Origin of the sequence: Maribacter confluentis, from assembly GCF_030505015.1 — a bacterium.
GTDB lineage: Bacteria > Bacteroidota > Bacteroidia > Flavobacteriales > Flavobacteriaceae > Maribacter > Maribacter sedimenticola.
Map to the genome: position 1 here is coordinate 2266067 of NZ_JAUKUC010000001.1, position 25244 is coordinate 2291310.

Consider the following 25244-nt stretch of genomic DNA (forward strand, 5'->3'; position numbering starts at 1 on the left):
TACAAAGACGTTACAATAAAGTTTGTTTTGCGCTTATCTATACATCATCATAATCTACCTTTATAGTAGGTGTAGTGGCGTGTGCCTGGCAAGTTAAAATAAAGCCGTCCGCTATTTCCTTGTCCGTTAGAATCTGGTTCATGACCATTTCTGCATGGCCTTCTGTTACTTTGGCTATACAACTGCTGCATACCCCACCTTGGCAAGAATATGGTGCATCAATATTTTCTTTAAGAACGGCATCAAGAATTATGTTTTTCTTGTCCATTGTAAACTGAAATTCCTCATCATCAACAAGTACGGTAACTGCTGTTTGACCATCGGCCTGTATAGGTAGTTCCTCTTTTATTTCAGTAGGTGTAAAAAGTTCAAAATGGATTTTATCCTTGTCAACTTCATTCTCTATTAAAGTATCCTGTACCAAACGGATCATCTTCTCTGGTCCACATAAATAGTATCCATCAAAATCAACGTCCTTATGCTTGTTCAATAATGCATAATTTACCGTTGAGGTATCTATTCTACCAAATAAAGCCTTGTCTTCTCTGGTTTGACTGTTGGTGAAGTAAACAAAAAACCGATTGGCATATTCTAATTCCAATTTCACCAAATCTGTATAGAACATAGTCTCCTCGTAAGATTTGTTACCGTACACCAAAACAAATGTATTCTTTGGGTTACTATCTAAAACAGACTTAACAATACTCATAATAGGGGTTATACCACTACCTGCTGCAAATGCGGCAATGTTCTGTACCTCTTTTGTTCTTTTAAAAACAAAACGACCTTCTGGTTCCATAACCTCTAAAGTATCGCCTACCTTTAATTGTGAGTTGGCGTAATTGGAGAATCCGCCATTGTCTACCTTTTTGATTCCAATAGTGATACCATCCTTGTCCGTAGATGAACTAATAGAATATGCTCTTCTAAGTTCTCTGCCCTTTATTTCTTTTTTTATGGTGATATACTGACCCGCCGTAAAGGTGAAAGTCTGTGCCAATTCTTTAGGAATTGAAAATGTAACGGCAACAGATGTTGGCGTTAATTTTTTAATATGTTTTACCGTTAATGGGTGAAATTGCGACATATGTTCATTTCTTTAAATCGATCTACAAAATTAAGCATGCTTTGTCGATATCATATGACATTTGTCAAAAAAGTCTAACCATCAATGGTATTTGAAGGATTTTTATCATATTAAATAATTCTTAACTTATCTTTTTTTGAAAAAAACCTATAAAAATTGTCCCTAATTTGATTTCGGTAACGTCATGGGGTAAACATGAGAACTTAGAGTAAGTTCTATGAACAACTAAAACAGTTAAATTATGAAAGATTTTATGATGATTTTTATTGGTGCAGATTACCAAGAATTAGGTTTATCACCAGAACAATTACAGGAACGTATGGGGAAATGGTTTGCTTGGAACGAAAAAATGCAAAAACAAGGTATTGTTAAATCTGGCGATGCATTAATGCCTCAAGTAAAAAGAGTATCTGGACCAAACCGTACCGTTACCGATGCCCCTTTGATCGAAGGTAAAGAATTGATCGGCGGTTACTATATTGTACAGGCAGAGAATGCCGAAGCTGTAGTTGAAATCGCTAAAGATTATCCAGATTATGATTTAGACGGTACTGTTGAGATTAGGGAAGTAATGGTTTTTGAGCAATAAATTAAATGGAACATAAAGTAGTTGACCATCTTTTTAGACATCATTACGGGAAGATGGTCGCTATTTTAACCCGTTTTTTCGGGTTGTCATATATAGAGACCATTGAAGATGCGGTACAGGATACCTTTATAAAAGCAGCTTCGCAATGGCGGACTAAAATACCCGATAATCCAGAGGGGTGGTTGAACCGTGTCGCCAAAAACAGAACCATTGATATTCTTCGTAGTATACAAGCCGAAAAGAATAGAAACCTTAGCATTACAACTGGAGCATCATCTTTACAAATAGACGAACTGTTTTTAGATCATGAGGTTGCAGACAGCCAGTTGCGAATGATTTTTGTTGCCTGTCACCCAAGTTTACACCCTAGCGAACAAATAGCCTTTGCACTTAAAACTATTTCCGGTTTTAGTATCAAAGAAATAGCCGCTGCCTTATTGACCAAAGAGGAAACTATCGCTAAGCGATTACTCCGAGCAAGAAAAACCATTCAGGATAAAAATATTCAGTTTCAATACCCAAGTCCTGAAACTGTTCAAGAACGAATGGCACGGGTTATGGAAGTCATTTACTTAACGTTCAATGAAGGCTTTCATTCTACAAACAAGGAAAAGTTAATTAAAGAAGATTTATGTGGCGAAGCTATTCGCCTTTGTCAATTACTTTTAAAAAAGGAGCAATTTAGAAGTGGCAGTTTGTATGCACTTTTTGCATTGCTATGTTTTCATATGTCACGACTGGAAAGCAAAGTTTCTTCTGACAATCAAATAGTTAATTTGCAGTTTCAAGACCGTACCAAATGGTATTTTCCATTGATAAAGATGGGAAATAGTGCTATGCTTAAAGCTACGGAGTATGAAGATACCTCTGTGTATCATTATGAAGCTGCGATAGCCTCTGAGCATTTAAATGCCAAAACATTTAAAGATACCCATTGGAAAAATATCTCTTATTGGTACGAACAATTGTATATGTTTAAACCCAATATGTTTACGTTGTTAAATCATGCAACAGTATGTCTTCAGTTATCTGATTTTGAAAAAACACATCAATTGTTAAAGCGCATTGATGTTGCAGAACTTGGTCAACGGGCTTATTTATATTACGGTTGTTATGCGGAATATTATATGAAAATAGGAAAGAGACAATTAGCGATTTCTTTTTTGGATAAAGCATTGGCTGGGACCACGAATAGGTTAGAAAGGGACTATTTGACTTGGAAGAGGCGAACATTGCTGAATTAATGTTGGACTATTCGTTTACGTTAAAAACCATTAAAATCTAATTATTGTACTGTTTCCATCAATATAAATACATTATAAAATTATATTGATTTAATTAAAGGATTTGAACTTTTTAAAAGGTCTTATTTTTAGGAATTGTGGAGCAAAATATGTTGGAATTTAATTTGATCTGGACAATTATAGCTTTTCATGTGATATCTAATTAACTTGGATAGGTCTGTATTTCGTTTAGTCCAGTGCTTTCTATAGTTATACCAGGAACTATTTAAATGTAAAATGAAATTGGTTAAAGTGTTTGTTTCCGTTCTTCGGGAATTTTAATTTATCCAATTTGTAACAATTCAAAGTCTTTTATTACTTATAGCATGTACGCTAAAAACCAACTCAATGTTCAAACGCTTTTCTTCCTTACAATGGAAATCTTTTTTTAGGTCATCCAACCTTGGCAAAAGTCTTGGCATTAAAATCTTAATGGGTTTTTTTGGGGTCTATATGCTTTTGTCCCTTGCCGGTATGGGTACGGGTATGTATTTCATTTTAAAGAAAGTATTTCCCGATCAAAGCCCAATGTGGAGCATTAGCCAATATTTTGTGTATTGGATATTGATTGAATTGTTCTTGCGGTATTTTATGCAAAAACTTCCGGTGATGGATATAAAGCCTTTTTTAACCACTCCGGTAAAGAAAAGTACCATAGCGCATTATATCTTGGGAAGGTCTGCGGCATCTATCTATAATTTATTGACTTTGTTCTTTATTGTACCTTTTGCAATTGTGCTATTGTTCAACAACTACCCTGTGCTTAATGTTGTATTATGGACAATTGGCGTTATGGCCATTGTATTTTGCATTAATTATGTCAATTTATTGGTCAATAAAAACGAAAAAGTACTCATTGGTATAGGTAGTGTACTTGCCCTTGGCTATGGGTTGGATTATTTTGGGATGTTTTCAGTAAAAACATTTTTTGCCCCTATTTTTCATGCCCTTTATGCTTATCCCATTACAGTATTTGTGCCCATTGCCTTGGCCGTATTGGTATACTATATCAATTATGGATATTTACGTAACAAGATTTATTTGGATGCAACCTTAAAACCAAAATCCGTTCAGGCAAATACATCAGATATGTCCTGGACTAGAAGATTTGGCGAAATGGGGTCCTTTCTCCAATTAGATCTTAAAATGATTTGGCGAAATAAACGTACCAAATCGCAAGTTTTTATTTCCATACTCTTTGTATTCTATGGCCTCGTATTCTATACTCAGGACATTTATAGTAGTATGATGCCTATGAAAGCTTTTGTTGGCATATTTATGACAGGTATTTTCCTAAGCAATTTTGGACAGTTTATTCCAGCTTGGGACAGCAGTTATTATAGTATGATGATGTCGCAGAACATACCTATGCGAAAATATTTGGATTCAAAAGCTTCCCTTATAACGGTTAGTGTGGTAGCCATGTTCTTTTTGACTATTCCTTATGTATATTTTGGATGGGATGCCTTGGCCATTAATTTTGGTTGTGCACTATACAATTTAGGTGTTAATATACCGGTCATTTTATATTTTGGCTCCTTTAATAAGAAAAGAATAGAATTAGATCAAAGTCCGTTCGGAAACATGCAAGGAACCAGCGCCACGCAATTTCTAATTATGCTCCCGGTATTGGTAGCTCCCATCATTATCTTTTCCATCTTTTATTACATTTTTAATTTGCAAGTTGCGGTAATTGTATTATCTGTATTGGGTATTATTGGATTTTTAATGAAAAATTATCTGTTGAATATCATTACGGTACAGTACAGGAAAAAGAAATATGGAATGATTGCCGGTTTTAAGGAAAAGGCCAGTTAGCAGTTTTTAAAATCGTGCAGATTAAACAAATTAAAAATAGAATATAAGCTTATGATAACAATAGAAAACTTATCCAAAAAATACGGAACACAGCAAGTATTGAACATTGAGTCGTTACAGATTCCTTCTGGTCAAAGTTTTGGTTTGGTGGGCAATAACGGCGCAGGTAAAACAACCCTTTTTAGTTTGTTGCTTGATTTAATACAACCTACAACGGGACATATAATTAATAATGAAGTCCAGGTGAACGTTAGTGAAGCATGGAAACCCTTTACATCTTCCTTTATAGATGAAACTTTTTTGATAGGGTATCTAACACCAGAGGAATATTTCTATTTTATTGGAGACCTCAGAGGGCAGAATAAGGCAGATGTGGATACGTTGTTGGAACAATATCAGGATTTTTTTCATGGAGAGATTTTAGGCCAGAAAAAATACTTAAGGGACCTGTCTAAAGGAAATCAGAAAAAAGCAGGTATCGTTGCCTCTTTTATTGGAAACCCCAAGGTGGTCATTTTGGACGAACCCTTTGCAAATTTGGACCCAACCACCCAAATACGATTAAAGCAAATTATTAAAGAATTGGCGGCCCAAAAAGACGTAACCGTATTGGTATCTAGTCATGATCTTATTCATGTAACCGAAGTATGTGAGCGTATAGTAGTTTTGAATAAAGGAGAAGTCGTAAAGGATATTGTTACTTCTGCGGAAACCTTAAAAGAGCTTGAAGTCTTTTTTGGAGCGGAGAGTGAAAAAACAGCTATTGTATAAGCTGAAACCATACTTTTTTAGGGACATTATCTTTTTACCTATTAAAGCCTCTTTTAACTGTTAGCAGCATTTGTACCTAATACTAAAAGACTAATTGGTCTGTTTAGTGATTTTGTGCCCTCCTTTAAAATAATTTACGATCGGGTATTTGTTTGAATAAATCGTTAAAACGTTGATTTTAAACTCAATTCTTACTTTTTGGGCCATTTACAAACTCGCCAGTCTATAAATTCTATTGTAAAATAGTTGAATCATTAAGATCGGTCTGGGACAAATATGTATTTTACCGATGAACTGTATAATAATATGACGTTTTTTAAGTTAAACATACATACGTATACCTAGTATTTTGAACCTTAGAAAAAAACTTATTTTATCCGGTGTTTTGGGAATTGTGCTCTTTACTGCATGTTCCACAAAAAAGGATGCTTTTATCAATCGTAATTGGCATGCCTTAAATACCAAATACAACACGCTGTACAATGGTAATATCGCCTTTGAGGAAGGGCGTAATACGCTAAACGATTCATACCAAGATGATTATTATGAATTGCTCCCCATTGAACGCCTAGAGGTAAGTGGAGAGGTTAAATTGGATTCAGAAGATAATAATCCCAATTTTATAAAGGCAGAAGAAAAAGCCACAAAAGCCATACAGCGGCATAGTATGGATATTAAGGACGAGGAAAGAAATCCACAAACGGATGAAGCTTTTCTTTTATTGGGAAAGGCACGTTATTTTGACGAACGTTACATACCTGCTCTAGAATCCTTTAATTACATTCTTAACAAATACACTGAAAGTGACAAACTGAACGAAGCCAGTATCTGGAGAGAAAAAGTCAATATACGTTTGGAAAATGATGACCTTGCCATTAAAAACCTTAAACGGTTAATGAAATATGAGCAATTAAAGGATCAGGAATATGCAGATGCCCGTGCAATGATGGCCCAGGCATATATTAATCTAAATGCCCCGGATACCGCAGTGCAAAATCTTAAGATTGCAACACATTACACTAAAAAGAACCCTGAAAAGGGTAGATACTTTTATATTATTGGGCAATTATATAATCAGCTGGGATATAAGGACAGCGCCAACTATGCTTTTGATAAGGTCATTGAACTGAACAGGAAGTCTCCCAGGGTATATATGATCAATGCCGAGATAGAAAAATTAAAAAATACCCAGATAACTCCAGAGAATAGGGAGGAAGTGTTGGAATTCCTGACTTATATGGAAGAAAACAGGGAGAATAGGCCATTTTTAGACAAAATATATAGGCAGATCGCTGAATTTCACTTGGCCGAAGCTTCAGATAGTTTGGCAATTTTTTATTTCAATAAGTCGCTCAGGGCTTCGCAAAACAAACCCAAGCTCAATGCGCTGAACTATGAAAACCTTGCGGAATACAATTTTGACAGAAGCAGCTACAAAGCTGCGGGTGCATATTATGACAGTATGCTCACAAATTTGGCGGAAAACACCAAAAAATATCGTTCCATAAAAAGAAAGTTGGACAATTTGGAAGATGTCATCAAGTATGAGGATATTGTTCAATATTCGGACAGTGTTCTAACATTGTATAATATGTCCAAAGAAGAGCAGTTGGCCTATTTTGGCAAGCATATAGAAGGGTTGCAAAAAGCAGAAGAAGCAGCCCAGAAAAAAGAGAAGGACAGGATAACAGAAGGTTTTGCCGCTTTTAATAAAAGTAAGGGCGGAAAGGAAAACAAAGGGAAATTTTATTTTTATAATATTACCAGTTTAGGGTATGGCCAGAATGATTTTAAGAACCGTTGGGGCAATAGGGAGTTGTCCGATGATTGGCGTTGGTCAGATAAAACTATCAGTACTAGGGAAAATGTGGTTCAGCAGACTACTTTAGGCGCCACTGATAGTACTAGTGTGGTTAGTGAAGATGAAAAATTCTCCTTGGACTATTACATGGACCGTTTACCTACAGATGTTGTCGTAATAGATAGTTTAAAGGCAGAACGCAATTTTGCAAATTATCAATTAGGCTTGATATATAAAGAAAAATTCAATGAAAATCTTTTGGCAGCCGGCAAGCTGGAAGATGTTTTAGCCTCCAATGCAGAGGAACGTCTTATACTACCGTCCAAGTACAATTTGTATAAGATATACGAAGAAGTCAATAGTCCGTTAAAGGAAAAAATGAAAGCGGATATCATCGCAAACCATAGGGATTCTAGATATGCCGAAATTTTATTGAATCCACAGGCAATCCTTACAGATAACTCTGACAGTCCTGAAAAACGATATGAAACATTGTTCAAGAAATTTAACGAACAGCGATTTTTAGAGGTCATTACAGGTGCTGAGGAAAATATCAACAGATTTACCGGTGATCCTATTGTTCCCAAATTTGAAATGCTTAAGGCTAATGCCGTTGGCAGGTTGCAGGGGTTCGAGTATTTTAAGGAAGCCTTGAACTACGTGGCCTTGACCTACCCTAATAATCCGGAGGGCAAAAAGGCAGAACAAATGGTGGCAGAACAATTACCTAAATTAGAACCTAAGGAATTTTCCCCAGAAACGGACTCTAAAGGTACTTCTAACTGGAAAGTGGTTTTTCCGTTCAAGAGAAGCAATAACGAAAAGGCTTTAAAATTAATGGAGCTACTAGAAAAATCCATCAAGGATCTTAGATACAAAAATACCATATCAAAGGATATATATAACCTAGAAGACCAGTTCGTAGTAGTACACGGGTTTAAGTCAAAGGATTTTGCCTTGGGGTATGCGGAGCTTTTAAAAAACAATAAGGATTACCGCGTTGCTGATGAGAATTTCGTAGTTTTATCAGAGAACTATAAAATCATACAAGTACATAAGAATATAGTTGATTATAGAAATACGCTTTTAACCCCAAAACCGTGAACAATGTTTTCAGACAGACAAAAACCTAAGAGTATGAATGAGATAGGTGGGCAACCTAATAGAATTGAGAAGAACACTAAGATAAAAGGAGATATCATTTCAGAGGCAGACTTTAGAATTGATGGTAAATTAGATGGTAATGTTAAAACATCCGGAAAAGTCGTTATTGGTAAGGATGGCTATATTCACGGTAAAGTGGAATGTGTCAATGCAGATATTGAAGGCAGTTTTAACGGCGAACTTATGGTTTCTGATTTACTTTCCTTAAAAGCATCTGCGGTAATTGAAGGCACCGTTTCCGTAAATAAATTGGCTGTAGAACCAGGAGCAACGTTTAATGCTTCATGTACTATGGGCGGAAAAAAAGGCCAAGGATCATCTAACTTTAAAAATAGCAGTCATGAAGCCGCAAAAGCCTCATGATAAATCCGGATTGTTAAGAACGGCAGCAAGTTTATCAGGTATTGCCATACAAATGGGGGCTACCATTTATTTAGGCAACCTGTTGGGAGAGTGGTTAGATGTCAAGTTCAAAAAAACATATTTAGAGGATACCATTACATTACTTGCCGTATTTTTGTCCATATATTTGGTCATTAAAAAAGTAATGGCCCTAAATAAATAGGTCAATTGTTAAAAAATATTCTCATACTACTGGTCGTGTTCATTTTTGTGGGCACGACTTCTTATTTTATTCATTTATATACATTGGTAAATGAAGGGTCTTTTAAGCCTCTGTTAGAAAAGGCCTATCTTTTTCATGGGTTTTTTTCACTAGGGATGCTTATCCTCTTTACAATTTTAGCTCAATTTAAAAAATTTTTTGACCAACTTGGGTTCATTTATATGGGTTTGCTAGTTTTTAAGATCGTAATTTTCACCAGCCTTTTTTATCCACAACTTTTAGGGGATAATCTATTGCCCCGTTTTTACAGGGCTTCCCTATTAATTCCGGTCATTGTATTTTTGCCGCTTGAAGTGATTTTCATTTCAAAATTGATGAGAAGCAAAAAAGCTTAAATTTTAAAGCTCTAAAATTGCATAGATTAGGTTAATAATAACTATTTTTGCGCAAAATTTCAGGAGCTTAATTTTCAATAATAAAGGATGAAGAAAGTTTTGAAAACGTTAGTATTAGTTTTTACAGTATGTTTTTCACTACAAAGTTTTGCATTTTCAGATGAAGGACAAGAGGGAGCGGTAGACACCAAAGCAGAGGTAGATGCATATATTGCTCATCATATTAAAGATGCGCATGACTTTCATTTATTTTCCTACACTACTGATTCTGGGGAACGTAAGCATGTAGGTTTTCCACTTCCTGTTATTTTATGGTCAAGCAAAGGGTTGGTTACTTTTATGTCCTCTCAATTTCATCATGACGATGATGGTAAAGTTATCGTAGAAAAGAACGGTGCCAATTTCGTAAAATTACATTCTAAGATTTATGAACTTGATGCTGGTGCCGAATCAGTAATTTTTGATGAAGAGCATCACGCAACAAATGCGCACAAAGTACTAGATTTTTCTATTACAAAAAGTGTCATGGGAATTTTGTTAGTTGGGTTGTTCATGTTAATTGCATTTTCTTCTTTAGCAAGGCAATATGCTAAGAAACAAGTCCCCACTGGATTTGGACGGATATTAGAACCATTGGTTATTTATGTAAGAGATGAAATAGCTAAACCAAATATTGGTGAGAAAAAGTATAGAAAATTTACAGGTTATCTATTAACTGTATTCTTTTTTGTATGGATTTTAAACCTTTTAGGGTTGACTCCCTTTGGATTTAACGTGACAGGGCAAGTTGCAATTACAGCTGCCTTGGCAATTTTCACTTTAATTATCTATACGTTTAGTGGAAATAAAGATTATTGGATGCATATGTTGTGGATGCCAGGAGTTCCTGTTTTGATAAGGCCGGTTTTGGCGATTATTGAGTTGGCAGGAGCATTTTTAATTAAACCGTTTTCTTTATTGGTTCGTTTGTTTGCAAACATAACTGCTGGTCATATCGTTTTTATGAGTTTAATTGCAATCATGTTTGTTTTGAGGGAATCATTAGGTACGGCAGGTGCAACAGGATTATCCTTGATTTTGTCAATTTTGATTTTTTTAATTGAAATTTTAGTCGCCTTTTTACAAGCCTACATTTTCACAATGTTATCGGCACTTTTTATAGGTATGGCAGTTGCGGAACATGATCATGAGCACGAACATGAAGCTAATGGACACGATGTTCCAGATGCGGAAGATGTAAGAGCGGATTTTATTTAAAAAAGAGAGTTTTATTTAATTTAATATATAAATCAATTTACTATGTACAATTTAATTGGAGCAGGTTTAGTAGTAATCGGAGCAGGTATTGGACTTGGTCAAATCGGTGGTAAGGCAATGGAAGGTATTGCTCGTCAGCCGGAAGCGACAGGAAAAATTCAAACTGCGATGATTATCGTTGCGGCACTTCTAGAAGGTTTAGCTTTCGGTGCATTAATCTTAGGTAAAGGTTAATTAAGTCAACGTGAACTTAAAAAACATTCCTCTGTAACGGTTGGTTACAGAGGATGCTTTTAATTATTGATTTAGTATTTTAAAAAATGTTGTAATGGAAACTATAATTAACGATTTTTCACCAGGGTTATTCGTTGTAATGACAATCTTATTTTTAGCATTAATCTTTTTAATGGTGAAATTTGCTTGGAAGCCTATCTTAAATTCCTTGAACGAAAGAGAATCTGGTATTCATGATGCATTGGCAGCAGCAGACAAAGCGCGTGCAGATATGCAGAATTTACAGGCTGACAATGAGAAAATGTTACAAGAGGCACGTGCTGAGCGTGAGGCTATGTTGAAGGAGGCTCGTGAGATCAAGGAGAAAATGATCGCTGATTCCAAGGAACAAGCAAAGGCAGAAGGTGATAAAATGTTGAGGCAGGCACAGGTGGCTATTGAAAGTGAAAAGAAAGCGGCAGTTGCGGATATCAAAAACCAAGTGGCACAACTTTCCGTTGCCATTGCCGAAAAAGTCTTAAAGGAAGAATTGTCTAGCAATGATAAACAATTGAAATTGGTAGATTCAATGTTGAGCGACATCAAACTTAACTAAGATAATAGTATGAGCGAATCTAGAGCTGCATTACGTTACGCAAAGGCAATATTGGATATGGCCAAGGAAAAAAAAGCCTTGAGTGCCGTTGAAAAAGACATGCGATCAATTGCATCTACCATTTCTGATAGTAAGGAGTTAAGAGATGTACTTGCAAGCCCAGTGGTTTCCGGTTCATCCAAAAAAAGTGCTTTAGCGGAAATTTTTAAAGGTAGTCATGCAATTACGGAAGGTACCATAGGTATGTTGGTAGACAACAAACGTGTGGCAATGTTGAATGAAGTTGCATTGAAATATATCATTCTTAACGAGCAATTGAAAGGAAAAGATGTAGCTTACGTGACAACTGCGGTTCCCTTAAGTGCCGAAATGGAAAAGAAGGTACTGAAACAAGTGGCCAATATTACCGGTAACGAGGTAACCATTGAGAATAGAATTGATGAAAGCATTATTGGCGGTTTTATTTTAAGGGTGGGTGATCTGCAGTATGATGCTAGCATTTCCAATAAGCTAAGTAATATTACAAGAGAATTTTCAAATAGTCTATAATAACTATATAAGGTCCAGGATTTTAATCCATGACCTAATATCTTATATCTAATTAAAAATGGCAGGAGTAAAAGCCGCTGAAGTATCAGCAATTTTAAAGAAACAATTATCAGGATTTGATGCTACCGCTACTTTGGACGAAGTAGGTACTGTGTTACAGGTAGGTGATGGTATCGCAAGAATCTACGGATTAGCCAATGCCCAGTATGGGGAATTGGTTGAGTTCGAAGGTGGTCTTGAAGGTATCGTTCTTAACCTGGAAGAAGATAATGTTGGTGTGGTTCTTTTAGGACCTTCAAAGTCAGTTGGTGAAGGGGATACCGTTAAACGTACCCAACGTATCGCTTCTGTTAAAGTTGGTGAAGGTATTGTTGGTCGTGTTGTGGATACCTTAGGTAACCCAATTGACGGTAAAGGACCTATTGCCGGTGATACTTACGAGATGCCACTTGAGCGTAAAGCTCCAGGTGTAATCTATAGAGAGCCTGTAACCGAGCCAATGCAATCCGGTATTAAAGCTATTGATGCGATGATCCCGGTTGGTAGAGGACAAAGGGAGCTTGTTATTGGTGACCGTCAAACTGGTAAGACTACAGTTTGTATCGATACCATTTTGAACCAAAAAGAATTTTACGATGCCGGTGAGCCTGTTTACTGTATCTATGTTGCCATAGGTCAGAAAGCATCTACTGTTGCCGGTATTGCTCAAGTATTGGAAGATAAAGGCGCAATGGCATATACTACCATTGTAGCTGCTAACGCATCTGACCCTGCACCAATGCAAGTATATGCACCGTTTACCGGAGCATCTATTGGTGAGTATTTCCGTGATACAGGTCGCCCTGCATTGATTATATATGATGATTTATCCAAACAAGCGGTTGCTTACCGTGAGGTATCCCTTTTGTTAAGAAGACCACCAGGTCGTGAGGCTTACCCAGGTGACGTTTTCTACCTACACTCTAGATTATTGGAGCGTGCTGCAAAAGTTATCAATGATGATGATATCGCAAAAGAAATGAATGATTTGCCAGAGGTGTTAAAACCAATGGTAAAAGGTGGTGGTTCTTTAACGGCTTTACCAATTATTGAAACTCAGGCAGGTGACGTTTCTGCCTATATCCCAACGAACGTAATTTCTATTACTGACGGACAGATATTCCTAGAACAAGATTTATTCAACCAAGGTGTTAGACCGGCAATTAACGTAGGTATTTCTGTATCTCGTGTTGGTGGTAACGCTCAGATTAAATCAATGAAAAAAGTTGCCGGTACATTGAAACTAGATCAAGCACAGTTCCGTGAATTGGAAGCCTTTGCTAAATTTGGTTCTGATTTAGATGCTGCAACATTGAACGTAATTGAAAAAGGACGTAGAAACGTTGAAATTTTAAAGCAAGCTCAGAACGATCCATTTACTGTAGAAGATCAGGTTGCAATTATCTATGCTGGTTCCAAAAACCTGTTAAGAGATGTACCTGTTGAGAAAGTAAAGGAATTCGAGCGTGATTATTTGGAGTTTTTGAACGCTAAGCATAGAGGTGTTCTTGATACATTGAAGGCAGGTAAACTTACTGATGAAGTAACAGATACATTGACTTCTGTTTGTAAAGAGCTTTCTGCGAAATATAAGAATTAAAAAAGTACTGAGTACTGAGTAAAAAGTACAAAGTGTTGAAACAACTTAATACGTTGTACTTTTTACTAAATACTGAAAAAAATGGCAAATTTAAAGGAAATACGAAATAGGATTTCATCGGTTTCATCAACGATGCAGATTACCAGTGCCATGAAAATGGTATCTGCCGCAAAATTGAAGAAAGCTCAAGATGCCATAACGGCCATGAGACCTTATGCCGATAAACTAACTGAACTGCTTCAGAATTTAAGTGCCAGTTTAGAAGGGGATTCCGGTAGCGTATATGCAGATAACCGTTTGGTCAAGAAGGTATTAGTTGTTTCCATCACATCCAACAGAGGGCTTTGTGGTGCGTTCAATACCAATATTTTAAAGCAATCCGTACATCTTGCCGAGAACGTTCATCAAGGGAAAGACGTTGATTTTGTTGCCGTAGGTAAAAAAGCAAATGACTATTTAGGAAAACGTTATAATGTAATCGCTAATTATAGCGGGGTATATGACGATCTGAATTTTGACAATGTTGCTGATATTGCCGAACACTTAATGGGCCTTTTTACAAAAGGGGCCTACGATCGAATTGAAATTGTATACAATAAATTCAAGAATGCGGCTACCCAGATTATTATGACCGAACAGTTCTTGCCAATCGTACCATTGGAGATTGAAGGTAATGTAAGTGCAGATTACACTTTTGAGCCTTCTAAAGTTGAAATTATAGAGCAACTGATTCCTAAATCTTTAAAAACACAATTGTATAAGGGCATAAGGGATTCATTTGCTAGTGAACACGGTGCACGTATGACCGCAATGCACAAGGCTACAGATAATGCAACCGAGCTACGTGACCAATTGAAATTGACATATAACAAAGCAAGACAAGCAGCAATTACCAATGAAATTTTAGAAATCGTTGGTGGTGCAGAAGCATTGAACAATTAAGAATGTTCAAATACAGATGACTTCACGTTGTCTAAATCGTTAACGCTTTAAACAATAAATAAAAGCCCCACTCACCAGTGGGGTTTTTGTTTTTATTGCTTTAATTTTCCTTTTTTTACCCGACTTTTGTCTTCACCATGAAATCCAATAAAACCGCCTTACTTTTTATATTCATAACCATTCTTGTTGATGTCATTGGTATCGGTATAATTCTACCCATCATTCCTGATTTAATCATGGAATTGACCGGAGAGGGTAATCATATGGCTATAATTTATGGCATGTGGCTTACCACGGCTTTTGCGGGAATGCAGTTTTTATTTTCCCCAGTCCTTGGAGAAATTTCAGATAAGTATGGTAGGCGACCCATTCTTTTATTGGCATTATTAGGGCTAAGTGTAGATTACATGATACACGCTTGGGCACCTACAATAACTTGGTTATTCTTAGGAAGATTCTTGGCAGGGATTACGGGTGCAAGTTTTACTGTTGCTTCCGCATATATAGCTGATATCAGTACAAAAGACAACAAAGCCAAGAACTTTGGGTTGATCGGGGCCGCTTTTGGCATAGGTTTTATCATTGGACCAGGTATAGGAGGTTTTTTTGGCGAAATAGATATTAGATTACCGTTTTATATTGCTGCAGGTCTTACGTTCGCTAATTTTTTATTTGGGTATTTCTTTGTTCCGGAATCTTTGACTCCTGCCAATAGAAGGCAGATCAATCTATTGAAAATGATTCCTGGTGTTTCATTGGTAGCACTTAGAAATTATAAAGGAATCTTATTATTGATATCTGCTTTTTTTCTAGCAAACCTAGCCGGTCAGGCATTACCGTCTACATGGTCTTATTACGGTATAGAACGGTATGATTGGAACCCAAGACAAATAGGACTTTCCCTTATGGTCGTAGGTTTGTTGGTTGCAGTGGTACAAGGTTTTTTAGTGGGAGTACTGGTGAAAAAATTTGGAAAACGAAAAGTTATTATTTTCGGATTTTTGTTATGGACCGTTGGTATGTTTCTCTTTTCCTTTGCCACGGAGCCTTGGATGCTCTATGCTTTTTTAATTCCCTATGCTTTGGGCGGAATTGCAGGTCCAACGGTACAAGGGGTAATTTCCAACCAGGTCTCGGAAAAGGAACAGGGAATTCTGCAAGGTTCCATAACTGGTCTGGTCAGTATTACTGCAATTTTGGGTCAATTTATCTTTGCCCCGGTTTTTTACTATTTTATCCGCCCACAGACCGATTTTTATTTTCCGGGCGCTCCATATGCCCTTGCCGCATTATTTTTATTGGGCGCATTTATTTTGGCTTCTACTGCTATAAAACGAATGGATGTAGAGCCAGAATAAACTTTTTTATTTAATTGACGTAACATTTTTTAATTCTTGAATCTAAAGGGTAAATAATTAAAACTCTTATGATGACTACAATTAAAAATGTAATGTTCATACTCTTATTTGCCATTACCTTTTCGGGAAACTCACAATCGGATTAATGATCTTAAGCTTATTACTAAGGATTGGGTTTGAACTTTATAGTTTACGGCAGTCTAGAAAGCTTAGTTTTATAAAAAATTCAGCCACTTTCAAACATGACCTCACCAAGTATTATATATTCAGGAAAATAGTCCATTTCTTGGTAACTCCATTTTCCATAGCAGTATATATTATCGGGTTTTTGACATTATTACCCTTGTTCAAGGCGACTATGTCCGCTGGATTTTATGCGTACATTTTGATTTCTTCTGTAGTACTTTTATTTGTTTTGGGGCTTTTTATATTTAAACAGATAGGACAAGAGCTATCCAAACTAAAGCAGTTACAGATGAAGGAATAAGCTTGGTTCAACCCTTTTTTCTTTAAACATTGTTGAGGGAGTTCAATTGTTATAGGAATAAGCCATCTAAATATCCAAATTTGGATATAAATTAAAGTGGTATTCTAATTTATGGTGGTTAGAGTTAAAACTAGCTTTGTATCTAGGCTTTTAATAGGTACTTTTATTGTCTGAATTGTATAGTGATTGAATCCACTCAAAAAACTTTTTAAACAAACAGCTATCTATGGCTTGGCGACTGTCTTGCCAAGGATGCTCAATGTAATATTGGTGCCTATCTATACTGGGGTAATGCGGCCCGGTTCCTATGGACAGGTGGTCGTAATATTCGCCTATTTTGCCATATTCAATGTTTTTTTGGCATATGGTATGGAAACAGCGTTCTTCAGATTCTATAAAGAGCTCGATAATAGGAAAAAGGTGGTCTCTACCTCACTGTTATCCATACTAGGTTCTACTGCACTTTTTTTATTGATCGGGTTTATTTTTAAAAATTCATTATCACATATTCTAGAGATTTCCATTGAATATATTGGGTACGTTTTTTGGATATTGGCGCTAGATGCATTGGTCATAATTCCCTTTGCCTGGTTAAGGGCCAATGAAAGACCCATGCGCTATGCCATCATTAAATTGATTAACGTTATTTTGAATTTAGGCTTAAATTCCTTCTTTTTGATCTTGCTGCCAAATTTTGTATCCGAGGAAAGTACGGGAATTTTGGCTTCCATGTATAGGGAAAATTTTGAAATTTCATATATATTGATATCCAATCTAGTTTCAAGCGCGGTGACCCTCCTGTTAATGTTACGGGTTTACTTAAGGAGACCCTACATATTTGATACTGATATCTGGAAAAGAATGATTGCATATGCAATGCCGGTCATGGTAGCTGGTATTGCGTTTACCGTTAATGAGGTTCTTGATAAAATATTATTGGAAAAGATATTACCTGTTGAAATAGCAAGTGACGAGGTAGGTAAATATGGTGCTTGTATAAAACTTGCAGTGTTTATGACGCTATTTGCTACGGCATTTAGAATGGGTATAGAGCCGTTCTTTTTTAGTCATTCCGATACTAAAAACCCACAAAAGGCATATGCCCAAATAACCAATTATTTTGTGGTCTTGGGGAGTATTATTCTATTGGCGGTTGTTGTTTTTTCAGATGTGCTTAAAATAATGTTCGTTAGGGATTCTGCATATTGGGAGGCAATGCCCGTTGTACCTTTAATACTTTTGGCCAGTTTCTTTTTAGGTATTTATCATAACCTTTCCGTTTGGTATAAGGTTACGGATCGGACAAAATTTGGAGCTTATATATCTATGATCGGTGCCGTGTTGACCATAATTATCAATATTGTGTTTATTCCTTATTTTGGATATATGGCCTCTGCAGTTGCCACATTATTGGCATATGGTAGTATGATGATGTTATCGTTTTATTTTGGACGTATGTATTACCCTATTCCATATAACTTTAGAAAAATTATCTTTTATTTAGGAGTGTCCGTCTTGTTTTCTACCCTATCATTTTACATTTTTGATAGAAATCTATATGTAGGCATTCCATTATTGATTTTGTTTCTTGGTTTGGTATATAAACTTGAGTTTGAAAACCTTAAAAAATTATTTTTAAACAGATGAAGATTAATATAATCAATACTTCCGGTCACGAATTACCGCATTACGAAACCAATGCTTCTGCAGGTATGGACCTAAGGGCCAACTTACAGGATCCCGTTACCTTGCAACCGTTGGAAAGAGCAATTATACCTACTGGTCTATTTATGGAATTGCCTGTGGGAATTGAAGCTCAAGTTAGACCAAGAAGTGGGTTGGCGGCCAAAAAAGGAATTACGGTACTCAATGCTCCTGGTACTATTGATGCCGATTATAGGGGAGAAATAGGAGTGATTTTGGTAAATCTATCCAATGAGGTGTTTACCGTAGAAAACGGGGAACGTATTGCCCAAATGGTCATTGCAAAGCATGAACGTGCACAGTGGCATGAAGTGGATACTTTGTCAGAAACCGAGAGGGGTACTGGCGGTTTTGGTAGTACAGGTATCAAATAATAACAATTTCTACTAATGAAAATATGGTTCTTTTTGATAATAGTAGCTACAGGTGGTTGTACTACCATACAAGCCTATGCGCAAGAAGAACAGCAAATTATGGTAGAAGAAAGTGCAGAAGTTTTTTTGGAAGAATATTCAGATACGTTTCAAGAAAACTTTTTTGAGGGATTAAAACAAAAAGGCATTCGTAATTATGACCGGGCAATTGCCTATTTTTTAGAATGTAAGCGTATGCAGCCCAATAATACTGTGGTTTCGTTTGAATTGGCAAAATTTCACCTTTATGAAAGTCAATATATGCTTGCCCAAGAATATGCTATTGAAGCTATATACGGGGAACCTGAAAATTATTGGTATGCCAAAACACTGATTGATGTCTTGGAAACAGGCAAATCCCCATTAGATAATGTCAAGCAAGATATCCCTTGGAACGATCTTTTGTTGAGAAAGAATATTGCGGAGATTTATTTTAAAAAAGCCCGCTATAAAACTGCAATGGAGGTACTGCATAAGTTAAGGGAACCTAGTCAGTATGCATATCTGCAAAGTAGAATTTTGGATTCCATTGCTAAATATGAGAATACCAGTACGGTGGTAAAAGGTACGGAAACCATTACATCCAATGAAGAATTACGTTCTGTTGAAGGCTATAGGGAAAACCTTAAAAAATTACTCAATGTCGAATCAAGCACCGTTGATTTGCTCCGGATTTCCAAAGAGGCTATGGACAGTTACCCAACGCAGCCTTATTTTTATTATGCCAATGGTACCGCACTTAATCGTATGCAAAAATTTGAAGAAGCCCTTGAACCTTTAGAAACAGCTTTGGATTATATTATTGAGGATGTTTCTCTGCAAAGATTAATATATACGGAGTTAGCAGTGGCCTATAAAGCACTTGACAATATGACGAAAGCAAATATGTACCTTAGTAAAATTAAATCTGGTTCTTAATGATGGAAATATTGAAAACATTTGGCTCAAAAGCATTATTGCTAATGGCTTTTTTAATCTTTGTTACATCATGCAAAAGCACTAAAGTGGTAACTGAGGGAAGGGTAAACGATAAATTGACCGCTAAATCGGTTATCAAATCGCATTACCTTAACGGCAGTAAATTTGCCTCATTGAACGGTAGGGTAAAGATTAATTATTCGGATGGTGAATCCTCTCAAAGTGTATCGGTTAGTTTACGCATGAAGAAGGATGAGGCAATCTGGTTAAGCGCACCTTTGGGTATCGTAAAAGCATATATTACACCAGACCGCGTATCTTTCTATAACAAACTTGAAAATGAATATTTTGATGGAGACTTCTCTTATTTGAGTAGTTTATTGGGAACAGAGGTAGATTTTCCAATACTTCAAAACTTATTATTGGGACAGGCAATTTTAGATTTGCGAGATGAAAAATATACTATTGATATTGATGAGGACACCTATAGGCTTACCCCTAAATTACCGGGATCACTTTATAAAATTCTCTTTAGGATAGAGCCTAAGAATTTTAAAATGAACTTGCAACAGCTATCACAACCATCGGAACAACGGTTGTTGCAAATTGCTTATCAAAATTATCAGAAAATCGATAATGAGATTTTACCAAATGAAATCCATATTAAAGCGTTGACCAAGGATAGTGAGAACACTATTAAGTTAGAGTTTAGAAATATAGAATTGAACGGAGCGGTAAATTTTCCTTATTCAATACCAAAGGGTTTTAAAGAAATAGAACTATAAATAATGTGTAGCCTTCTTAGACATCACGTCATTTTTTTTGTACTGTTAGCGTCAATGGTCAGTAATGCACAGACTACTGAACAAAAGGCTTTAGAGGAGAAACGTGAACGGTTGCAATCAGAGATTCGGGATATTAACCGGTTACTATTTGCGGAAAAAAAGGAAAAAGGCAATGTATTGGATCAAATGGAGGCCTTGGACAAAAAGATTACGGTAAGACAACAACTCATACGTGTTACCAATCAACAGTCCAATTTATTGAATAGGCAGATCAATACAAACATCAGGAATATAGGAAAGCTTAAAACCGAGCTCCAAAAAGTTAAGGACGAGTATGCAGCCATGATTCAAAAATCATATCAGAACAAATCCAAACAAAATAGACTTATGTTCTTATTGTCCTCAGAAAGTTTTTTTCAAGCCTTTAAGCGTCTACAGTACATGAAGCAATATACGGACTATAGAAAGGAGCAAGGGACACAAATATTGGCAAAGACAGAGGAATTGGCGCGACTTAATGCGGATTTAAACGAGGAGCGCAAGGTCAAGGAAGTATTACTGGCACAGAACAAAAAGGCTAAGAACCAATTATTTGCAGAAATACAGGCACAAAAGGCATTATTGGGAACGATCCGTAAAAATGAAAGTAAATACGCAAGTGCCATAGATGCCAAAAAGAAAGAAGCCAGGAAGATAGATAGGCAAATAGAGCTTTTGATACGGAACGCTATAGCCGCCAGTAACAAAAAATCTGGTAGTACTTCCAAGAGTACAAGCAAGTTTGTGTTGACACCAGAAGCAGCTATCGTAGCCAATAATTTTTCGGCCAACAAAGGTAAACTCATTTGGCCGGTGGAAAAAGGAATTAAAAGTCAGGGTTTTGGTATTTATAGCGATCCTGTATATCCGGGCATAAAACACCAAAGTAACGGGGCAATCATTGCAACGGACGAGGGGTCCAAAGCACGGGCTATTTTTGAAGGTGAGGTCATTGCAATATTGGCCGTTCCGGGAGGTAACAAAGGAGTTCAAATAAAACACGGTAATTTTATCAGTACATACTATAACCTTTCTGAATTAACGGTCAAAAAAGGGGATAGGGTTTCCATTAAAGATGAATTGGGCACTGTTTATACCAATCGGTCCAATGGACAAACGCGGTTAAAGTTTTATTTATATCAAGATACCTCACGGTTAAACCCAGAGGAGTGGGTATACCGTCTTTAATAGTTGGCTTATGGAAAAAAGATTTTCAATTACGGATTTAAATGGGTCGTTTACCTTACACAACGGTGTAAAAATGCCCTATTTAGGCTTAGGTACCTACCAGGCCGATAATGAACAAGAAGTAGTTGAGGCGGTTAAAAATGCAATAGAGATTGGGTATCGCCATATAGATACAGCAGCCATTTACCAAAATGAAGAAGGTGTTGGAAAAGGCCTGCGTGAAAGTAAGGTGGATCGTAGCGAGTTGTTTGTAGTAAGCAAGGTGTGGAACAATGATCAAGGTTATGAAAGTACTATTAAAGCGTTTGAGCAGAGTCTAGAGCGTTTGGGCTTGGATTACCTAGACCTCTATCTAATACATTGGCCAGTACGGGGTAAATATACCGAAACTTGGAAAGCATTGGAATATTTGTACAACCAAAAAAGAATAAGGGCCATTGGGGTCAGTAACTTTTTACAACATCATTTAGAGGATATCCTTGAGGATTGTACCGTAGTTCCTATGGTGAATCAAATGGAATTTCATCCACATGTGGTACAACAAGACCTTATTGATTTTTGTAGAGCCCATGCTATTCAATATGAATCTTGGTCGCCATTTATGCAGGGTGAAGTTTTTAAACTGGAGATTTGTAATGAATTAGCAAAGAAATATGCTAAATCTGTAGCACAGGTTATCCTACGCTATAATTTACAAAAAGGGATTGTGGCCATACCCAAATCTGTTCATACAGAACGCATAAGGTCTAATGCCGATATTTTCGAATTTGAATTGAGCAAGGAGGATATTGCCTATTTGGATAGCTTGGAAAATGGTAAGCGCACAGGCCCTGACCCGGATAATTTTGATTTTTAATTTTTGGTGAACAGTGCCTTTAATTCAGTAGCATCATCCGGCTTCATCTTACCCGCAAGGACCAAACTCAATTGTTTTCTTCTTAGGGCACCTTCATAACGTATTTGTTCTAATTCCGTTTCTGGACGTAATTCTGGCACTTCTGTTGGTTTACCCGTCTCGTCAACGGCAACAAAGGTATAAATTGCCTCATTAGCCTTGGTTTTTTTTCCGTTGTAACGGTCTTCTATCCACACATCTATATAAACCTCCATAGAGGTGTTATAAGCTCTTGAAACGGCTGCTTCTACTGTAACTACACTGCCCAAAGGTATGGCCAAATTAAAGGCTACGTGATTTACGGATGCCGTTACGGTTATTCTACGGCTATGTCTTCCTGCAGCAATACTTGCGGCACGGTCCATACGTGCCAATAGTTCGCCTCCAAAGAGATTTTGAAGTGCATTGGTCTCACTGGGTAGTACCATATCGGTCATCGTAGTTCTTGACTGTGCAGGTGTCTTTGATTCCATCAACTGAATTTTTCCGCAAAGATACGGTCATGTAAGATGGTAAGAAAATGTTGTAAAGGTTATTTTTTGGATAGCAACCAAGCATCCTTGGACTGTACGCGCTTTATTTCCTTTAATGCGTTCAATGCATCCGTGGCATCTGAAAAGCTTTCGTATGTTACCACATGTAATCCATAGTTATTGGTGCCATAATAGGTAGAATTGTATCCTTTGGCCTTTAATTCCTCTATTTTTCTTTCGGCATTTGCCTTTATTCTAAATGCACCGGCAATGATATGATGCATTTCACCTTCTTTTTCGGAAGGCAACTTTGAATTTGTTGCGTCTACCGTAACAGTGGGCAGTTCCAATGGTGTTAAGTCAAAAAAAGTAGCTTCCTGTATTTGTTTGGTAACATATTCCCTAGCGTTTGTCCTTGCAACTTCCTCGTTGGTCCGTTGTTTTTCAAATACTTTATATGCCGTTAAACCGGTAGAAAACGCCAATAATAATACAGCCGCATATTTAAGATAGGGTCTAAAACCTGTACTTTGCCTTCTTTCCGAAGTTATAACAAGTGGTATATTTTCTTCAAGCTCTACTATTTCCTCTTTTAATACCTCTCTTGTTATAGGTAAGGAACTAAAATTGGATAACCCAAATGAAGAGGTAAGGTAATTTATTTCCGAAGCGGGTTGAAACAATAAAGACCCTTCATTGTTCCTGCTAAGTACACCTATATTCTTTACCAACAAAGAACTCTCATTAGCTAAGATCCTTTCCCATTTTTTTACTTGCTCTTCAATAAAATTGTGGGCAACCTCAAAAGATATCCTGTCGGTTTCGGAAATATAAGAGGCCAATAATCCATCATTAGAGGTCAATTGGCCATTGAATGCCAATAATTTAGTGGGTGCGAAAAATGTATTGGTATCTTGGTTGATCTTTGCAGATGTTCTCTGTGTCAAAAACGCACCAAATCCAGGGACAACCACACAGTTGTACCTATAAAGTAAATCGCTTATATAGTGTTCAAGTACCATACTTGCGCAAATATGAAAAAAAATAAGGGGCTTAAAAACACCTTTGGTAAGTTTTTATTAACATATTTTTTTCTCTAATTTGTGAACAATTAATGAATACCACACAACATACTGCGGATGAACTCATTGCAATTCTTAGATTGCAACATGTACCACATATAGGAGATACCCTTTCCAAAAAATTAATTGCACATTGTGGTAGCCCGTCAGCAGTATTTGAGGAGAAACGACAAAATTTATTAAAAATAGATGGTATAGGTACCCATACCACCAAGCATTTATTCGATGGCATTCACCAAGAGGCTGCCGAGGATGAATACAAATACATTACAGCGCAACAAATTTCATGTTCCTATTTTAAGGACGATACGTATCCTGCATACCTAAAGCATTGTATAGATGGCCCTATCCTATTATTTCAAAAAGGAAATATTGATTTAGAACGTCAAAAAATTATTAGTGTGGTTGGAACCCGTAATATTAGCAGTTATGGCACAGCATTCTGTGAACAGTTCATAGCTGATATTGCCCCGCTTAACCCTATAATAGTTAGTGGTTTTGCATATGGTGTAGATATTTGTATTCAACGGGAAGCCATAAATCAAGGCCTGCAGACCATAGGATGTCTTGCACATGGACTAAATCAAATCTATCCTAAAGTACATGCAAAATACCAATCTGATGTACTTAAGAATGGAGGCTTTTTTACTGAGTTTTGGAGTACAAGCAACCCTGAACGGGAAAATTTTTTAAAACGCAACCGTATTATAGCAGGTATAAGTGAGGCTACCGTGGTAGTTGAATCCGCAGAAAAAGGAGGTAGTTTGGTAACTGCCGATATTGCCAATGGATATAACCGCGATGTTTTTGCGGTACCCGGTAGGACTACGGATAAATATAGCCTGGGATGTAATAATTTAATAAAGCAACAAAAGGCACATGTTATGACCTCCGCGGCCGACCTTGTCTATTTATTGAATTGGGAAGTTGAAGAAAAAAAACAAAAGACGATTCAAAAACAACTTTTTATAGAGCTAGATGAAACCGAACAAGGTATTTATACTTATTTGCAAAATAACGGTAAACAGATGTTGGACAGTATAGCCTTGGATTGTAGCTTACCTATTTTTAAAGCTTCATCTACATTGTTAAGTATGGAAATGAAAGGGGTGATTAGGCCTTTGCCCGGGAAATTATTTGAGGCCATCTAAGATTTTACAAACCACTTGGTCTGTACTATCCCAGTTTTCTTAAACCTATTTTAAAAATTGTT

Annotated in this window: 26 protein-coding genes; 23 read left to right on the forward strand and 3 right to left on the reverse strand. The window is 36.6% G+C overall.

All coding sequences use genetic code 11. The features are described 5' to 3' along the window. Positions 1-37: 37 nt before the first annotated feature. Entirely contained in the window at positions 38-1087 is a 1050-nt protein-coding gene (locus Q2T41_RS09900) for a ferredoxin--NADP reductase (RefSeq protein WP_304435947.1), read from the reverse strand. A gap of 241 nt (positions 1088-1328) precedes the next feature. Here Q2T41_RS09900 and Q2T41_RS09905 point away from each other — a divergent pair, with 241 nt between their 5' ends. The 22 genes from Q2T41_RS09905 to Q2T41_RS10005 all read left to right on the forward strand — a co-directional run bounded on the left by Q2T41_RS09905 (position 1329) and on the right by Q2T41_RS10005 (position 22437). Continuing rightward, positions 1329-1676: a YciI family protein gene (locus Q2T41_RS09905; RefSeq protein WP_071340838.1), complete on the forward strand. Its 348-nt coding sequence runs from the start codon at positions 1329-1331 to the stop codon at positions 1674-1676. A 5-nt stretch (positions 1677-1681) separates the two neighbouring features. After that, positions 1682-2920: an RNA polymerase sigma factor gene (locus Q2T41_RS09910; RefSeq protein ID WP_304435948.1), complete on the forward strand. Its 1239-nt coding sequence runs from the start codon at positions 1682-1684 to the stop codon at positions 2918-2920. 387 nt (positions 2921-3307) lie between these two features. Continuing rightward, on the forward strand, positions 3308-4777 hold the full coding sequence (locus Q2T41_RS09915) for a DUF5687 family protein (protein ID WP_304435949.1): 1470 nt from the start codon (positions 3308-3310) through the stop codon (positions 4775-4777). 51 nt (positions 4778-4828) lie between these two features. Continuing rightward, positions 4829-5548 (forward strand): ABC transporter ATP-binding protein, encoded by a 720-nt coding sequence (locus tag Q2T41_RS09920; protein ID WP_304435950.1) that lies wholly within the window; start codon positions 4829-4831, stop codon positions 5546-5548. A gap of 349 nt (positions 5549-5897) precedes the next feature. Beyond that, the gene (gene porW, locus Q2T41_RS09925) at positions 5898-8453 is read left to right on the forward strand and encodes a type IX secretion system periplasmic lipoprotein PorW/SprE (protein WP_304435951.1); all 2556 of its coding nucleotides are present in this window, start codon (positions 5898-5900) and stop codon (positions 8451-8453) included. A 3-nt stretch (positions 8454-8456) separates the two neighbouring features. Further along, on the forward strand, positions 8457-8876 hold the full coding sequence (locus tag Q2T41_RS09930) for a bactofilin family protein (protein ID WP_089258409.1): 420 nt from the start codon (positions 8457-8459) through the stop codon (positions 8874-8876). Next, on the forward strand, positions 8854-9078 hold the full coding sequence (locus tag Q2T41_RS09935; RefSeq protein ID WP_089258414.1) for an AtpZ/AtpI family protein: 225 nt from the start codon (positions 8854-8856) through the stop codon (positions 9076-9078). The genes Q2T41_RS09930 and Q2T41_RS09935 overlap by 23 nt, the downstream gene beginning before the upstream one ends. A gap of 5 nt (positions 9079-9083) precedes the next feature. Continuing rightward, positions 9084-9473 carry a DUF6168 family protein gene (locus tag Q2T41_RS20775; RefSeq protein ID WP_222430302.1) on the forward strand — a complete coding sequence of 130 codons (390 nt, stop codon included), beginning with the start codon at positions 9084-9086 and terminating at the stop codon, positions 9471-9473. Positions 9474-9560: 87 nt separating this feature from the next. Next, positions 9561-10730, forward strand: coding sequence for a F0F1 ATP synthase subunit A (gene atpB / locus Q2T41_RS09940; protein ID WP_304435952.1), 1170 nt, complete (start codon positions 9561-9563; stop codon positions 10728-10730). A gap of 42 nt (positions 10731-10772) precedes the next feature. After that, entirely contained in the window at positions 10773-10964 is a 192-nt protein-coding gene (gene atpE, locus Q2T41_RS09945) for an ATP synthase F0 subunit C (RefSeq protein WP_089258428.1), read from the forward strand. Between the two features lie 94 nt (positions 10965-11058). Beyond that, positions 11059-11559 (forward strand): F0F1 ATP synthase subunit B, encoded by a 501-nt coding sequence (locus tag Q2T41_RS09950; protein WP_304435953.1) that lies wholly within the window; start codon positions 11059-11061, stop codon positions 11557-11559. Between the two features lie 9 nt (positions 11560-11568). Next, complete coding sequence (gene atpH / locus Q2T41_RS09955) at positions 11569-12108, forward strand: ATP synthase F1 subunit delta (protein ID WP_089258432.1); 540 nt, start codon at positions 11569-11571, stop codon at positions 12106-12108. Between the two features lie 58 nt (positions 12109-12166). Further along, positions 12167-13747 (forward strand): F0F1 ATP synthase subunit alpha, encoded by a 1581-nt coding sequence (gene atpA / locus Q2T41_RS09960; protein ID WP_089258434.1) that lies wholly within the window; start codon positions 12167-12169, stop codon positions 13745-13747. 81 nt (positions 13748-13828) lie between these two features. Continuing rightward, positions 13829-14689, forward strand: a complete 861-nt coding sequence (gene atpG, locus Q2T41_RS09965) for an ATP synthase F1 subunit gamma (protein WP_304435954.1) — start codon at positions 13829-13831, stop codon at positions 14687-14689. A 137-nt stretch (positions 14690-14826) separates the two neighbouring features. Beyond that, on the forward strand, positions 14827-16047 hold the full coding sequence (locus Q2T41_RS09970; RefSeq protein ID WP_304435955.1) for a TCR/Tet family MFS transporter: 1221 nt from the start codon (positions 14827-14829) through the stop codon (positions 16045-16047). Positions 16048-16192: 145 nt separating this feature from the next. Further along, positions 16193-16534 (forward strand): hypothetical protein, encoded by a 342-nt coding sequence (locus tag Q2T41_RS09975; protein ID WP_304435956.1) that lies wholly within the window; start codon positions 16193-16195, stop codon positions 16532-16534. A 186-nt stretch (positions 16535-16720) separates the two neighbouring features. Further along, positions 16721-18181, forward strand: a complete 1461-nt coding sequence (locus tag Q2T41_RS09980; RefSeq protein WP_304435957.1) for a lipopolysaccharide biosynthesis protein — start codon at positions 16721-16723, stop codon at positions 18179-18181. Further along, complete coding sequence (gene dut / locus Q2T41_RS09985) at positions 18178-18612, forward strand: dUTP diphosphatase (protein ID WP_144803777.1); 435 nt, start codon at positions 18178-18180, stop codon at positions 18610-18612. Before Q2T41_RS09980 ends, dut begins: the two co-directional genes overlap by 4 nt. A 15-nt stretch (positions 18613-18627) precedes the next feature. Next, positions 18628-19569 (forward strand): tetratricopeptide repeat protein, encoded by a 942-nt coding sequence (locus Q2T41_RS09990; RefSeq protein WP_304435958.1) that lies wholly within the window; start codon positions 18628-18630, stop codon positions 19567-19569. Then, positions 19569-20354 carry a lipoprotein insertase outer membrane protein LolB1 gene (lolB1, locus tag Q2T41_RS09995; RefSeq protein ID WP_304435959.1) on the forward strand — a complete coding sequence of 262 codons (786 nt, stop codon included), beginning with the start codon at positions 19569-19571 and terminating at the stop codon, positions 20352-20354. The genes Q2T41_RS09990 and lolB1 overlap by 1 nt, the downstream gene beginning before the upstream one ends. A gap of 54 nt (positions 20355-20408) precedes the next feature. Continuing rightward, entirely contained in the window at positions 20409-21581 is a 1173-nt protein-coding gene (locus Q2T41_RS10000; protein WP_304435960.1) for a murein hydrolase activator EnvC family protein, read from the forward strand. Between the two features lie 10 nt (positions 21582-21591). Beyond that, entirely contained in the window at positions 21592-22437 is an 846-nt protein-coding gene (locus tag Q2T41_RS10005; RefSeq protein WP_304435961.1) for an aldo/keto reductase, read from the forward strand. Here Q2T41_RS10005 and Q2T41_RS10010 read toward each other — a convergent pair. Together Q2T41_RS10010 and Q2T41_RS10015 are read right to left on the reverse strand one after the other, a co-directional pair. Continuing rightward, positions 22434-22949: an acyl-CoA thioesterase gene (locus Q2T41_RS10010; RefSeq protein WP_304435962.1), complete on the reverse strand. Its 516-nt coding sequence runs from the start codon at positions 22947-22949 to the stop codon at positions 22434-22436. The two genes, Q2T41_RS10005 and Q2T41_RS10010, sit on opposite strands and share 4 nt — an antisense overlap. Positions 22950-23008: 59 nt before the next feature. Next, positions 23009-23971: an HU domain-containing protein gene (locus tag Q2T41_RS10015; RefSeq protein ID WP_304435963.1), complete on the reverse strand. Its 963-nt coding sequence runs from the start codon at positions 23969-23971 to the stop codon at positions 23009-23011. A gap of 92 nt (positions 23972-24063) precedes the next feature. Here Q2T41_RS10015 and dprA point away from each other — a divergent pair, with 92 nt between their 5' ends. Further along, a complete protein-coding gene (dprA, locus tag Q2T41_RS10020; RefSeq protein WP_304435964.1) occupies positions 24064-25182 on the forward strand; it encodes a DNA-processing protein DprA in 1119 nt (372 codons plus the stop codon). Positions 25183-25244: the final 62 nt, after the last annotated feature.